10 protein-coding genes are annotated in these 14,574 nt (G+C 69.4%); all 10 read left to right on the forward strand.

Going from position 1 to position 14,574, the window contains the following annotated elements:
- The first annotated feature begins 73 nt into the window (after nt 1-73).
- The 10 genes from J2Y46_RS08095 to J2Y46_RS08140 all read left to right on the forward strand — a co-directional run bounded on the left by J2Y46_RS08095 (nt 74) and on the right by J2Y46_RS08140 (nt 14,556).
- Complete coding sequence (locus J2Y46_RS08095; protein ID WP_310241515.1) at nt 74-1,120, forward strand: LacI family DNA-binding transcriptional regulator; 1,047 nt, start codon at nt 74-76, stop codon at nt 1,118-1,120.
- A gap of 129 nt (nt 1,121-1,249) precedes the next feature.
- Nucleotides 1,250-2,611 (forward strand): ABC transporter substrate-binding protein, encoded by a 1,362-nt coding sequence (locus J2Y46_RS08100; protein ID WP_045297117.1) that lies wholly within the window; start codon nt 1,250-1,252, stop codon nt 2,609-2,611.
- Between the two features lie 66 nt (nt 2,612-2,677).
- Nucleotides 2,678-3,712 carry a carbohydrate ABC transporter permease gene (locus J2Y46_RS08105; protein WP_052676686.1) on the forward strand — a complete coding sequence of 345 codons (1,035 nt, stop codon included), beginning with the start codon at nt 2,678-2,680 and terminating at the stop codon, nt 3,710-3,712.
- Nucleotides 3,709-4,599, forward strand: a complete 891-nt coding sequence (locus tag J2Y46_RS08110; protein ID WP_245619505.1) for a carbohydrate ABC transporter permease — start codon at nt 3,709-3,711, stop codon at nt 4,597-4,599. Before J2Y46_RS08105 ends, J2Y46_RS08110 begins: the two co-directional genes overlap by 4 nt.
- Nucleotides 4,596-5,333, forward strand: coding sequence for a hypothetical protein (locus tag J2Y46_RS08115; protein ID WP_310241517.1), 738 nt, complete (start codon nt 4,596-4,598; stop codon nt 5,331-5,333). The genes J2Y46_RS08110 and J2Y46_RS08115 overlap by 4 nt, the downstream gene beginning before the upstream one ends.
- Nucleotides 5,330-7,453: an alpha-galactosidase gene (locus J2Y46_RS08120; protein ID WP_310241519.1), complete on the forward strand. Its 2,124-nt coding sequence runs from the start codon at nt 5,330-5,332 to the stop codon at nt 7,451-7,453. Before J2Y46_RS08115 ends, J2Y46_RS08120 begins: the two co-directional genes overlap by 4 nt.
- Entirely contained in the window at nt 7,446-8,345 is a 900-nt protein-coding gene (locus J2Y46_RS08125; protein WP_310241520.1) for a family 43 glycosylhydrolase, read from the forward strand. Before J2Y46_RS08120 ends, J2Y46_RS08125 begins: the two co-directional genes overlap by 8 nt.
- Nucleotides 8,342-9,343, forward strand: a complete 1,002-nt coding sequence (locus J2Y46_RS08130) for a hydroxyacid dehydrogenase (RefSeq protein ID WP_045297121.1) — start codon at nt 8,342-8,344, stop codon at nt 9,341-9,343. The genes J2Y46_RS08125 and J2Y46_RS08130 overlap by 4 nt, the downstream gene beginning before the upstream one ends.
- A 25-nt stretch (nt 9,344-9,368) precedes the next feature.
- A complete protein-coding gene (locus J2Y46_RS08135) occupies nt 9,369-10,949 on the forward strand; it encodes a glycoside hydrolase family 43 protein (protein ID WP_310241523.1) in 1,581 nt (526 codons plus the stop codon).
- A gap of 118 nt (nt 10,950-11,067) precedes the next feature.
- Complete coding sequence (locus J2Y46_RS08140) at nt 11,068-14,556, forward strand: alginate lyase family protein (RefSeq protein ID WP_310241524.1); 3,489 nt, start codon at nt 11,068-11,070, stop codon at nt 14,554-14,556.
- Nucleotides 14,557-14,574: the final 18 nt, after the last annotated feature.

The following is a 14,574-nucleotide window of genomic DNA, read 5'->3' on the forward strand; positions in this document are numbered from 1 at the left end:
GGCGCCTGTCCGCCCCGAAAGTCATTGTTGGATAGCGTTATCTCGTCACGGTCGCCCGTGTGAGAGGAAGTCGATGCCGAAGCCCGCCAAGCCCCCCACCCTCACCGACGTCGCACGCCTGGCGGGTGTGTCGGTGCCGGCGGCGTCGCGTGCGCTCAACGGCGGGGTGCGCGGCAAGAAGAGCGGGTCGCCGGAGCTGCGCGAACGCGTCGAAGAGGCGGCCCGCACACTCGGCTACGCCGTGAGCCCGGCGGCTCAGACCATCAAAGGCGGCCGGGCGCGCACAGTGGCGTTCATCGTGGGCGACATCGACGACTTCGGCTCGGCGACCATGATCTCGGGCATCATGCACGCCGCCGAGGAACGCGGCATCTCGGTCGCTGTGCGCACGACGCGCGACGACCCCACCCGAGAGCTCGCCCTCTTGACGCAGCTGCGCGGCGAGCGCCATCTCGCGGTGGTGATGGCGACGAGCCGGACGACGGATGCGGCGCGCGAGGCGGCGGTGAAGGAGCACCTCGCGGTGCTGCGGGACCACGGCGCGAAGATCGTCGTGATCGGCGACAACGAGCTCGGCTTCCCCACCGTGACCGTGGACAATCGGCACGCCGCTCGCCTGCTGGCGGAAGGACTGGTGGACGCCGGGCTCCGGCGGTTCGCACTCGTGTCCGGTCCTGCCGGTGAGATCACGGCGCTCGAGCGCGTCGGCGGTTTCGTCGAAGGGCTTGCACACCGGGGCATCGCCGTGGACGAGCGCGATATCGTGCACACCGACTTCTCTCGCGATGGGGGTCACCGAGCGGTGGACCAACTGCGTGAGCGGCTCGACGAGGTCGACGTCATCGCGGCCATGAGCGACGCGATGGCAGTCGGTGTGATCGCTCGCCTGCGCGAGTTCGGCGTACCGGTTCCCGACGGCATCGAGGTGACCGGATTCGACCACGTCCCCATGCTGGGGGATGTCCTGCCGGGGTTCAGCACGGTCGAGGTGCCGCTCGAGCAGTTCGGCGAAGCGGCGCTCGCCCTGGTGCTGGACGAGCAAGCCGACGGCGTCGACACGGTCGGTCTGAGCGGCACGCCGATCATCCATGGCGAGGCGATCCCAGCCCTCGAACGCTGAGACCGGCGTGTGGGCTGCGGCATTCGATCGGGCCAGGAAAGCGTCTTCCTAAAGGAGTGGCAAACGTTGTCCACTTTGAGGTACTCTCTCGATGACGGAATCGTTCCGGCACGAATCAAGGGAGATCACATGCACGACGCAACGACGCGGGCAGGGGCGCAGCGGCGCCGTTCTGCCTGGCTCGCGGGCGCAGCGGGTGTCGCCGTCGCGGCTCTCGCGCTCACCGGCTGCACCAGCTCGGGAGGCGACGGCGATGACGCCGGCACCGCTCCGAAGACCACCATCCGCTTCCTCTACGCAACGGGCGACGAGACCTGGAACTCGGTCGTCGACGCGGTGGTCGAAGCCTTCAACGAGCAGAGCGAGACGACAACCGTTCAGCTCGACCCGCTGCCGGCGGGAAGCGACTATGCGACAGCGCTGAAGACGATGGATGCCACGGGCAACTGGCCGGCCGTCGTCGACATGCGGGACACCCTCACGTACATCAATGCCGGCAAGCTCGCGCCGATCCCCGAGTCGGTCACCGAGCTCATCGAGCCGGAGGCGGTCGGATCGGCCGAAGACGGCAACGTCTACACCGTGCCGTACAGCGCGCTCAACGGCGAGATCGGCCTGAACATCGTCTACAACAAGGATTACTTCGAAGAGAACGACCTCGAGGTCCCCGAGACGTACGACGACTTCACGGACCTCCTCGCGGACATCAAGGCCAACGGCGACGAGCCGCTGGCCACCGCGGCGGCCGAGGTCTGGCCCAGCGACCAGCTGTGGAAGCAGCTCGCCTCGCCGTATTTCGCCGAGTGGGGCGACGAGGGTGGGTTCTGGACGGCTGCTCAGAACGGCGATGCCACGATCGAAGACCTGCGCGAGCCGCTGCAGGAGCTCCTCGACATCACGAACGAGTACGTCCTCGAGGGCTGGCAGTCCACCGCGGATGCGCAGACCACGACGCTGCTGGTGAACGACATGGCCGTGATGGCGACGTCGTCCGCCGGCATCGGGCGCCTGAACGACATCAACAAGGTCGATCCGGACTTCAACGCCGGCCTGTTCATCGTCCCGGGTGAGGACGGCTCGATCAACGTGCTGAAGAACGCCGTCAACGGCGACACCGCCGGTGGCCTGGCCATCTCGTCGCAGGCCGCGGAGGACGACGACGAGTACGCATCGGCGACCGAGTTCCTCGAGTTCTTCTACCAGGTCGACACCGCCGACCTCATGGAGGCGAACGGCTGGCTCGCGCCGAACATCGTCGCGGCCGACGAGATCGAGCGCAACACCTCGATCCCCGGCGCCGAGGACTACTTCGCCCTGCTCGAGAGCCCGAACCTCGTCTGGTACGAGAACGTCTCCGACCTCTCGACGTTCAGCGCCTTCAACACCTTCTTCCGCCAAGCGCGGATCGAGATGCAGGACGGGCAGTCGTCGATCGACGACACCATCGCCAAAGTGCAGGCCGAGTTCGACAAGACGGTCGCCGCAGGCTGATCCACGCCGGATGTCGCGGTGCCCGGGTCGTGCCGGGCACCGCGACCAGGAGCCGAGGAGGTCTCCATGACAGATCAAAGTGCCTCGCAGGGGCAGACCCAGGTCGTGGGCGCCGCCGTCCGCCTCAGCGGCGGAGGTCCGCTCGACGGAGCGCCGGAGGGTGCCCCCGACGACGTGTCGTTCGTGCCGGTCGGGCCCGAACGCGAGCAGCGCCGCACCCGGCGGTTCCGCTCCGCGCGGTGGGTCATGCTGGGCTTCGTCGCTCCGGCGCTCGTCATCTACCTGCTCATGGTGATCGTGCCGTCGATCCAGTCCCTTCAGCTGAGCTTCACGAACTGGGACGGCATCAGCCCCGACTACGAGTACGTCGGCGCCCGCAACTACGAAGAGATCCTGACGAGCGGGCGGTTCTGGAACGCGGTCAAGAACACCTTGATCCTGGGGCTCGGCTCGGCCGTCATCATCAACGCGATCTCGCTCGGCGTCGCGCTCATGCTCGACAAAGTCGGTCGCTGGCAGGGCTTCTTCCGCACCGCCGTCTATCTGCCGGCACTGGTGAGCGGCTTCATCCTCGCGACCGTGTGGAAGTACCTCCTCAACTTCAACTTCGGCGCGGTGAACACGTTCCTGCGCGACGCCGGCTTCCCCGAGTGGGCTCGCGACTGGCTGGGCGACAGCTCGATCGTGGTGGGTGTCATCCTCTTCATCACGTGCTTCACGCTCGGCGGCAACACGACGCTCATCTACCTCGCGAATCTGCAGTCCGTGCCGCAGGAGCTCACCGAGGCGGCACGCATCGACGGAGCCAACAGCCGCCAGGTGTTCCGGCACGTCACGTGGCCGATGCTCGCCGGCGCCGTCACCGTCAACATGACCCTCGCGATGATCGCGGGCTGGACCATCTTCGATCAGGTCATGGTCCTCACCGCCGGCGGGCCAGGGTTCGTCAGCGAGACGATGGCGTTCTTCATCTACAAGGTCGGGTTCGGCGAGTACCGCGCGGGCTTCGGCAGCGCCGCCGCCATCGTGCTGTTCCTCGTGGTGATCGTCAGCACCGTCGCGGCGAACGCCTACATGCGCAAGAGGGAGATCCAGGCATGAGCACCGAAACCGAACTGCTCGTCGCCCCGGCGCCCAAGCCGCGCCGGCCACGGACGACGCCGAAGAAGCTCACCGCGGGCCAGATCGTCGTCATGGCCGTGCTCGCCGTGCTCGTGCTGATCGTGGCGAGCCCCGTGGTCTACGCGTTCCTGAACTCGTTCCGGTCGTACGCCGAGATCACGGTGGACCCGATGGGCCTGCCCACACAGTTCACGCTCGACAACTACATCCAGCTGTTCCAGCAGACGGACTACGGCGAGGCGCTCCTCAACACCCTCATCATCACCGTCGCCACCGTCGTGCTTCTGGTCGCGATCGTGCCCATGGCCGCCTACGGCATCGAACGGATCGGTGGACGAACCTCGCGGTTCCTCTACATCCTGTTCATCGCGGGTCTGATGATCCCGTTCCAGGTGCGCATGATCCCGCTCGTGAAGGGCTTCGACGATGTCGGGCTGTACAGCACGCTCACGAGCGTCATCCTGGTCCACCTCGGCGGGGCGGCGAGCTTCGGCATCCTGCTGTACTGCAGCTTCATCAAGGGCATCCCGATCGAGGTGGAGGAGGCAGCGCACGTCGACGGCGCCGGCCGACTGCGGACGTTCTGGTCGATCGTCTTCCCCATGCTGCTTCCGGTGACCTCGGCATTCGTGATCATTCAGGCGCTCGGGCTGTGGAACGACTTCTTCATCCCGCTGGTGTTCCTCGACTCGTCGTCGGCGGGCACGATCAACGTCGCCATCAACCGGATGGTGGGCCTGCTCACGTCGCAGTGGCAGCTGATCTACACCGGCGCGATCCTCGCCATCATCCCCTCGGTCGCGATCTTCGCGGCGTTCCAGCGCTACTTCATCAAGGGCATGTCGGTGGGGGCGGTGAAGGGATGACCGTGTCGAACACGTCGTCGCGCACGGCCGGCGTCGCCGCTCGGATGCGGGCGATCCTCGCACTCGACGGTCCCGTCGCCGGGACGGCCCTCGCGATCTTCCAGTACTTCGTGGTGTCGGTGTCGTTCCTCGGATGCCTCGGCCCGGCGCTCGTGTTCACAGCGCTGGTCGGCTGGCAGTCGACGCATCTGGCGATCTGGCTGGGAGCGGCCGCCCTCCTGCCTCTCGCGCCCGCGACGTACGCGCTGCTGCGGAGCACACGACGCCTGCTCGCCGAGCGTGGCGAGGCACGGGCCGGCCGTCTGTTCTGGAGCTCTTTCGCGAGCGGATGCCGCACCCTGGCCTGGGTCGCGATCGCAGCGAGCGCGGTGGTGCTGCTGCTCGCGTACGATTTCGCGCTGTTCGGCCGCTCCGACGCCATGCTGCTGTTCGTCGCGGCATCCGGCGCGGTATCACTGGCCTTCTTCATCGCCGTGTCAGTGCTTGCTGCCGCCGCGAAAGACGTACCGGGCGCTGTCGCGCTGGCGACCGCGGCGGCCACGGTCATCGCCCGCCGGCCGCACGTGGTCCTCAGCTGGCTGCTGCTGACCGGCTCCGGCGCCGCAGCGCTCGCGCTGCCGGTCGTCGGACCGCCGCTCGCCCTGTTCCTGCCCGCGCTCCTGGGCGTCGGCATCCACATCTGCAACGACGCGCTGCGTCTTCCCCTGATCGACGAGACGAGACACACTCCGTGACCGAAGCCGCATCCTCCACCATCGCCGCGACCCTCACCGCGAACCGGGAATCCGCGCCCACTGACTTCCGCGCCCAGGTCGGCGCGTTCGAGCTGGGTTGGTCGGCCGATGCACCGGCCTCGCTGAGTGTCCCGACGTCGACGCACGCGGGCCGCCCAGGCGTCGGACTCGTCCAAGTGTTCACCGCCGTCGAGCAGCGCGCCCGCACGAGCCAGGCGTACTGGCGTTCGGCGCTGGGCGAGCGCCTGCGTGTGCAGGGCTCGGACGTCACGACCGACGCGGAGGCCTCGCGCGCCGTCCTCGTGCAGACGGATGCGGTCAGCGGGATCGAGGTGCGCACGACGGTCACCGCCCCGGTGGGCACGAGGGCCGTCCACGTCGAGCACGACGTGCGCAACGCCGGGCGCGACACGGTCCTGCTGACCGCGGTGTCGTCGGCGACGATCGGCTTCGGCCGGTCGCAGGACGACCTGGACGACGTCGTGTGGGGCACCGCGGCGAGCGAATGGCTCGCCGAGAACCGTTGGGGCGAGACGTCGTTGCGGACGTTGCTTCCCGACATCTCGCTGTCGTTGCATGGGCAGGATGCGCGCGGCCACGCGGCGATCACCAGCCACGGCGCCTGGTCCAGCGGCGAACATGTGCCGTGCGGCTACCTCACACGCGGAGATGGTGAGGCGCTGGCATGGCAGATCGAGACGAGCGCCGGGTGGCACGCCGATCTCAGCCAGACGCGCGAGGGGGGAGTGCTCTCGCTGCTCGGCCCGACCGACCTCGAGCACCAGTTCGCGCACGAGCTCCTGCCGGGCGAGACCTTCACCGTCGTGCCCGTCGCGATCACGGCATCGCCCTCCGCCCGCGACGGTGCGATCGCCGAGCTGACCCGCTACCGGCGGTGGCTGCGCGGCCCGGCGCGCGACCAGGCGCTCCCGGTCGTCTACAACGACTTCATGAACACGCTCATGGGACAGCCGACGACCGAGCAGCTCCTGCCGCTCATCCGGCGCGCGGCCGATGCGGGTGTCGAGGTGTTCTGCATTGATGCGGGCTGGTTCGCCGATCCTGCCATCGGTGACTGGTGGTCGACGGTCGGCGAGTGGCGCGAGGCGTCCGCCCGGTTCGCGGAGGGGGGCCTGCGTCGCGTGATCGACGAGATCCGCGCACTCGGCATGGAGGCAGGGCTCTGGCTCGAGCCGGAGGTTGTCGGCATCGACAGCCCGGCCGCGGCGCAGCTGCCCGACGAGGCGTTCTTCCAGCGGTTCGGTCGACGGGTGCAGGAGGATCGCCGCTACCACCTCGACTTCCGGCATCCGGCCGCTCGCGGGCATCTCGACGCGACCGTCGATCATCTCGTCGCGGAGTACGGCATCAGCTATCTCAAGCTGGACTACAACATCAATCCCGGCGCCGGCACCGACCATCACGCGACGACCGCGGCGGACGGACTGCTGGCGCATACCCGCGCGTTCCGAGACTGGCTGGAGCGCGTGCAGCAGCGGCACACCTCCCTGCGCCTCGAGAACTGCAGCTCGGGGGCGATGCGCGCCGACTACGCGCTGCTCGCGGTGACCCATCTGCAGTCGACGAGCGACCAGCAGGACTTCCGGCTCTACCCGCCTGTTGCCGCGTCCGCGCCCGTGTCGATCCTTCCGGAGCAGTGCGGCAATTGGGCGTACCCGGCGCGCGCCATGAGCGACGAAGAGACGGTGTTCACGCTCGTCAGCGGATTGAGCGGGCGGCTGTACCTGTCGGGCTTCCTCGATGAGCTGCGTCCTGCGCAGAGGGCGCGCATCGCCGAGGCGGTGGCGCTTCACAAGCGTCTGCGCGAGCACCTCGCCGACGCGGTGCCGTTCTGGCCTCTGGGGCTGCCCGCGTGGGATGCGGTGACCGTATGCCTCGGGCTGCATACGACGGACGGGGACCTGCTGTTCGTGTGGGATCGGGATGCTGCGCCCGCCGCATTCGAGCTGCCCGGCGTGCACGGCGAGGTTGAGGTGCTCTTCCCCGCCGCCGACTCGGTGGACCGTCGCGAATGGCGGCTGCAGTCCGCCGAAGGCGGCCTTTCACTGGCGACGCCGGCGGGGCTCGGCGCCCGCGTGCTCCGGGTGCGCCGTGGCTGAGCCTGCGGAGATCCGGCCCGGCCGCACGTTCACCGACGACCGAGGACGCACCGCGCAGCTGCACGGCATCGGTCTGCACCGCGTCGGCGACCGCTGGTACGCGTGGGGTGAGGACAAGACGGCCGGCGACCGGTTCACGGCCGTCGCATGCTACTCCTCGCCGGACTTGGCCACATGGAGGTTCGAGGGCGACGCCCTCACCCCGGGCGACGGCGACATCGGCGCGGACCGCATCGTCGAGCGCCCGAAGGTGCTGCAGCGGCCTGACGGACGGTGGGTGATGCTCCTGCACATCGACACCGGCGACTACGCGTACGCCCAGGTGGGGTACGCGATCGCCGATCGCCCAGAGGGGCCGTACGAGTACGTCCGCAGCGAGCGGCCGCTCGGCAACCTCAGCCGCGACATCGGCGTGTTCCACGACGACGGCGTCGGCTACCTGTTGTCGGAGGACCGCGATCACGGCCTCCACATCTATCGCCTGCGCGACGACCATCTCGGTGTCGACAGCATCGTGGCGACTCTGCGGCAGCAGGCGAACCCCGCCATCGGCTACGAGTCGCCGACGCTCGTGCACCGCGACGGCCGCTACTGGCTCTTCGGTTCCGACCTCACCGGGTGGAGCATGAACGACAACATGTACACGAGCGCAGCGAGCCTGTCGGGGCCATGGGAGGACTGGCGCCCGATCGCCCCGCACGCCACGAACACCTTCGAGTCCCAGGTGAGTGTCGTCGCCTCCGTCGGCGACGGGTTCGTCTACATCGGCGACCGCTGGACGCCCGACGACCTTGCAGAGTCCGCCGCGGTCTGGCTCCCGCTTCGCATCGACGACGGGCAGGTGCGCCTCGAGTGGCGCGACGCCTGGAGCATCGAGGAGCTGGGCGCATGAAGGCCGCGCTGCTGATGGACCCCACCCTGGTGCCGTTCGTCTTCGGCGAGCAGGAGGCGCTGCGCCTGGCCGAGATCCTCGACATCGACATGACGGATGCCGCGACCTGCCTCGACGAGCTTCGCGACGCCGCCCACCTCGAGCTGCTCCTCACCGGCTGGGGCGTGGTGCGACTCGGCGCGGAGCAACTCGACGCGCTGCCGGCACTGCGCGCCGTCGTGCATTGGGGCGGGGGGATCGGATTCCTGGACGAGGCCGCGTCGGCGCGCGGCATCCGTGTCTCGACCGCCCGCGCCGCCAACGCGATCCCCGTGGCGGAGTTCACCCAGGCGATGATCACGCTCGCTGCCAAGGACGCGTTCTGGCTCTCGCGCCGCTACGGGGCCGAGCAGCGGTTCGTCCCCCGTGAAGTGGCCGCCCCGCGGGCCGGCCTGTATCGCACCACCATCGGAATCGTCGGCGCTTCGGCGATCGGCACGCTCGTGATCGAGAAACTCGCCGCGAGCGACGTAAGCGTGCTGTTGTACGACCCGTACGCCACGCCGGCGACCGCAGCGGCGCTCGGCGTCGAGCTCGTCGACGGACTCGGCGAGCTCGCGCGGCGCAGCGACATCCTCTCGATCCACGCCCCGGAGACGTCCGCGACCATCGGGATGATCTCGCGCGATGTGCTCGCGGCGCTGCGCGACGGCGCCACGGTGATCAACACCGCACGGGGCGCGCTCATCGACCAGGACGCGCTGGTCACCGAACTGCGGGCCGGCCGGCTGCGGGCAGTGCTCGACGTGACCGAGCCCGATGTGCTCGAGCCTGGGCACCCGTTGTACTCGCTGCCCAACGTGTTCCTCACGCCGCACCTGGCCGGCTCGATGGGCGTCGAGCTGCGACGCCTCGGCGAGGCGGCGACCGCCGAGGTCGAACGGTTCGTCGCGGGCGAGCCGTTCGCCCACCCCGCTCCGCCCACGACGTCGTCGCCGACGCCCGCACCCCCGTCCTGAGTCCTCGCGAGGAGCACCCGTTCTCATGGCCGTGATCCACAACCCCGTGCTGCGGGGATTCAACCCCGACCCGTCGATCCTCCGTGTGGGCGACGACTACTACATCGCGACGAGCACGTTCGAGTTCCACCCTGCCGTCCGGCTGCATCACTCGACCGACCTCGCCACCTGGTCCACGATCGGGCACGCGCTCGACGACGGCTTCGACCTGCGGGGCATCCCCGACTCCGGCGGAGTGTGGGCGCCGAGCCTGTCGTACGCCGAGGGCAAGTTCTGGCTCGCCTACTCGATCGTCCGCACGATGGACGGCGACGACAAGGACATCGACAACTATCTCGTGACCGCCGATGCCGTGACGGGGCCGTGGAGCGCGCCGGTCCATCTCGGCTCGCGAGGCTTCGACTTCTCGTTCTTCCACGACCCGGACGGCACTCATTGGATCGTCGGCGTGCAGTGGGACCAGCGCCCCGAGCATCCGTCGTTCTCGGGGCTCGTCATCGAGCAGTACCTGCCTGACGAGCGCCGCACGACGGGCGACGCCACGGTCATCCACCGCGAAGACGGGCTCGTCGAGGGACCGAACCTGTATCGCCTCGGCGACTGGTACTACCTGCTCATCGCGGCGGGTGGCACCGGCTGGAACCACGGCATCACGCTCGCACGCTCGCGTAATCTGCTCGGGCCGTACGAGCGCGACGCGCGCGAGGCCGTGCTGACGACGCGAGATGCGCCGGGGCATCCGCTGCAGAAGGCCGGTCACGGTGAACTCGTGCAGACTCCGGACGGCGACTGGCTGCTCGTGCACCTGGCGAGCCGCCCGACGCTGCACCTTGGCGAGCGCTACAGCACGCTCGGGCGCGAAACGTGCCTGCAGCGGGTCGAGTTCGACGCCGACGGCTGGCTGCGGCTGGCCGACGGCGGGCATCACGCGGCGGTCGAGGTGGTGCTCGGCTCCCCGCCGGACGACGGCAGGGATGACTCTCCCGGCGCTCGCGAGTGGATCGACGAGTTCGACGGGGCCGCGCTCGACTCGCGACGCTGGACGACTCTACGCGCGCCGCTGCCGCACGACGTGGCCGACCTCACGGCGCGCCCCGGATGGCTGAGGCTGCGGGGCGGGCACTCCACCGCCTCCGTGTTCGATCAATCCATGCTCCTCACCCGCGTCGAGGAGCACCGCGCCGAGTTCGAGGTCGTCGTCGACGCCGAGCCCCGCTCACCGCGGGAGGCTGCCGGGCCCATCGCCTGGTACGACAGGTCGGGCTGGATCTGGCTGCAGGTCACGCACGATCGGGATGACGGCCGCCAGCTGCGCGTCGTGCGGCGCGATGGCTCGACCACGACGCGATCGGCTGCTGTGGCGGTGCCGGACGGCCCGCTGAGGCTGCGGACCGTGCTGGACGGGCCGGATCTCCGATTCGCCTGGGCCGGTGTCGGAGAGGAGTGGACGGCCTTTCCCGGCGTGCATCCGGCGTGGACGCTGTCGGACGACCACGGCCCGCGCCTGCGGTTCACGGGACTCTTCTTCGGCGTACGCGCCGATGACCTCGACGGGCGCGGCTGGACCGCCGACATCGCGTCCCCGCGCCTGCGCTTCATACCGTGAACCGTTCCTGATCAGGGGTTGACGCGACTCCCGTCTTTGTGACTTTCGTTAAGTGGCAAACGCTATCCATCCGCCCGCGCCGTCTCTCATACGCGGCGCAGACACAGAAGAGAGATCGATGAAGATCGCACGACGACGTCGTTTCCACCAGGTGGTCGGGGCCTTCACGGCAGGGCTGCTCGTGCTCGGCGGTGCCCTCGTGGCCGCTCAGCCGGCAGCCGCGCACGTGGCGCCACCACCACCCGAGATCGTCCGCACCGTCAGCGACGCCGGGTTCTCGCACCCGGGCCTCGGCTTCACCGCGGACCACCTCGAGAACATGCGCACGCAGGTGCTCGCCGGGGTCGACCCGTGGGCGAGCTACTACGAGGCGATGTCGCAGACCCGGTACGCGGCGCGCGACTTCCGGGCGGAGAACGCCCAGCCCGGTACCGACACCCCGAAGAACGACGCGTACGCGAGCGCGGGCATGCGCTCCAGCGCGCTGCGCGACAGCCTGGGGGCGATGGCCCAGGCGCTCGAGTACGTGGTGACCGGCGATGAGCAGTACCGGGCGAACGCGCTCCACGTGCTGCGGACCTGGAGCGGCCTCGACCCGGCGAAGTACGCGTACTTCGCCGACGCCCACATCCACACCGGCGTGCCGCTGTACTACATGCTGATCGCGGCGGAGGTGCTGCGCGGCACCGAGCCGGTCAACGACTCGCTCGGCGGGTACGACCTGCGGTGGACCGGCCAGGACCAGCAGCGCATCGAGGACAACCTCGCGCGCCCGGTGCTCGACACGTTCCTCTACTCCGCGAACCGGCTGTGGAACCAGCACCTCTACGGCGTGATCGGCATGGTCGCCGCGGCGATCTTCCTCGACGACGCCGAGCTGTATGCCGAGCGCGTCGAGTGGTTCACGGTCAACGCGGGCTACCAGAGCGAGCACGATCTGTATGGCGGAGACGTCAACGGCGCGCTCGCCTCGATCTTCCGAGAGATCCCCGCAGACGCCCCCGGCAACACCACTGGGCAGTCCTTCGTCCAGCACATGGAGATGCTGCGCGACCAGGCCCACGGTCAGGGCGACGTGGATCTGCTCGTCGCCCTCGCGCGTCTCGTCCACAACCAGGGCACGACGCTCGACCCCGTGGCCGGCACCGTCTCGGACGCCCCGGACGCGGTCTCGCCGTACCGGTTCCTCGACAACCGCATCCTCGCGGGCGCCGACACGTTCGACGCCTTCATGATGGGCGAAGAGGTGCCGTACATCCCCGCGAACGAGGGTGGCGCGATCTCGCAGGCGTATCGCGGCCGACTGCAGGATCCACTCAGTGAGGCGTACCTGCAGTACCGCTACGTCGCCGGCGTCGACGTGGAGACCGAGGCGCCCCACGTCGCCGAACTCTACGAGCACCGCGACGGGCCGCTGTACTACTACGGCTCGGGCATTCAGAACTTCTGGAACGACCGTGGCTCGGACTACACCGGCGCCGAGTACTGGGTGGCGTTCCCGCCGCAGCTCGCCGAGGTGGCGGGGGCGGCCGCCCCACTCGCACCGAGCGCGGAGCTGTCGGTGGGAACCTTCGGCAAGCCGCTGGGTGCGGGAGCGCACGCCGACGCGGATGTCGACGGAACCGCCTTCGTGCGGCTCGACGCCGCCGCAGCCGACGCCCAGGTGGCCATCCGGCGCACGGTGTGGTCGGATCGCAGCAAGACCGCTCTCGTCGGGATCCGGGTGCGCAGCGACGGCGTGGCGCGCCTCGAACTCGCACGTACGGGCGGCGAGGCGCCGTTCGCCGAGGTGGTCGTCCCCGACACCGGCGAGCAGTGGCGCTACGTGTGGGTCGATCTGCACCTCGACAAGACGCCGGGCGCCGTCGGCGACAACATCCTGTTCGTGAAGGCGACCGGCGGCGACGGTTCGGTCGATGTCGCGGGTGTGCTCGCGCAGGCGAACGGCGTGCTGACCCCGCCGATCTTCGAGGACGCGTCGGCGGTCGACGTCATGGCAGTGGCAGGCGAGCCGTGGACGCGCTCCTTCGCGACGACCGACGCGTCCGGCGGCGAGACCCGCATCGAGCTGCAGAACGCTCCGGCGGGTGCGTCGATCTCCGGGAACACGGCCAGCTGGACGCCCGCACGTTCGGGGAGTGCACAGCTGGTGCTCGTCGCGTCCGATGACGCGTCGGTCACGGCCCTTCCGGTGGCGGTGACCGTCGCCCCGAACCGCGCCTCCGCGATCGGCAAGCTGCTCGACCGCATCGAGGGAACGCGCGAGCTCTACACCGCCGCATCCTGGCTGCGGGTGGAAGAGCTGCACGCGCAGGCGAAGAAGGTGCGCAAGACCGCGGACTCCGCGACCTTCGCCGCCCTGCTCCAGCAGCTGGGGGACGCGGTCGACGGGCTCGAGGTGCTCAGCCCGCGCCTGGCGGATGGCACGCTCGACTTCTCGGGCATCGCCAGCGCACCGGGACTCACGTCGGCGCAGGTGCGTGCGCTCGTGGACGGCGACAACCAGACGTCCTGGGGCGACCAGCGCGTGGCGGGGATCGTCTTCGACTTCGGCCCGGGCTTCCGGGTCACATCGTCGGCGTTCGGATTCCAGGCGCGGGACACCTTTCCCAACCGGGCAGAGGGCACGAACGTGTACGGCTCCGACGACGGCGTGACGTGGACCCTGCTCACCGAGCGTCCCAATTCCGGACAGGATGCCGCGATCGAATGGATTCCCGTGCGCGCGGACGTGCGCGACCAGCGGTTCCGGTTCCTCAAGTTCCAGGTCGACGAGCCGGGCGTGCCGTCCGACCCTGCGTACCCGGGCATCTGGAGCATCGCCGACATCCGGATCGACGGCGCGCGCGGCGAGGCGACCGGTGCCATGGACACCGTGTCGCTCCGGTCGCCGGACGGCGTGGCCGGCCGGGTCGTGCCCGGCGACCGCGTTGAGGTGCGGATGACGGGGCCGGCGGGCAACACCGACGTGGCGGTCACCGTGCTGGGCGAACCGGCCGAGGTGACGTCGCCCGCGGCGGGCGAATGGGTCGCGACGGCGGTGATCCCCTCGAGTGCACCGGTCGGCGGGTCGGTCACGTTCGACATCCGCTTCACCACGCCCGACGGCAGGTCGGCGGATGCGATCGCCGCGACATCGGACGGGTCCAAGCTCTTCCTCTCGACCGACGCCGGGCTGGTGGACGACGCAATCCGCACCGCACGGGTGCTTCGCCCGGACGGTGTGACCGACACCACATGGACCCAGTACGCCGCGAAGATGTTCGACGGCGATGCGGCGACGCACTCCGACACCCGTCTGAACTCCGGCACTTACGGCAACGTGTGGGACCTCGGACCCGACAATCGCGTCACGCTGACCGGCGCCGAGATCCTCGTCCGGCAGGACGGGTACGGCACGTCCCGCATCGCGGACATGCGGCTGGAAGGCTCGAACGACCTCCAGTCGTGGACCCGTCTCACGCCGGCGGCACCCGCGAAGACGCTCGAATGGCAGCGTTGGGCGGTGCAAGGCGACACCGGATACCGGTACGTCCGCATCGTCAACGGGCAGATCCTCGGCGTCGCCGAGCTGCACCTGTTCGGGAGCGTGAGCCCCGCTCGGTGAGCCATCGACGGGTGGGGG

The organism is Microbacterium sp. BE35 (assembly GCF_031457705.1).
Lineage (GTDB): Bacteria > Actinomycetota > Actinomycetes > Actinomycetales > Microbacteriaceae > Microbacterium > Microbacterium trichothecenolyticum.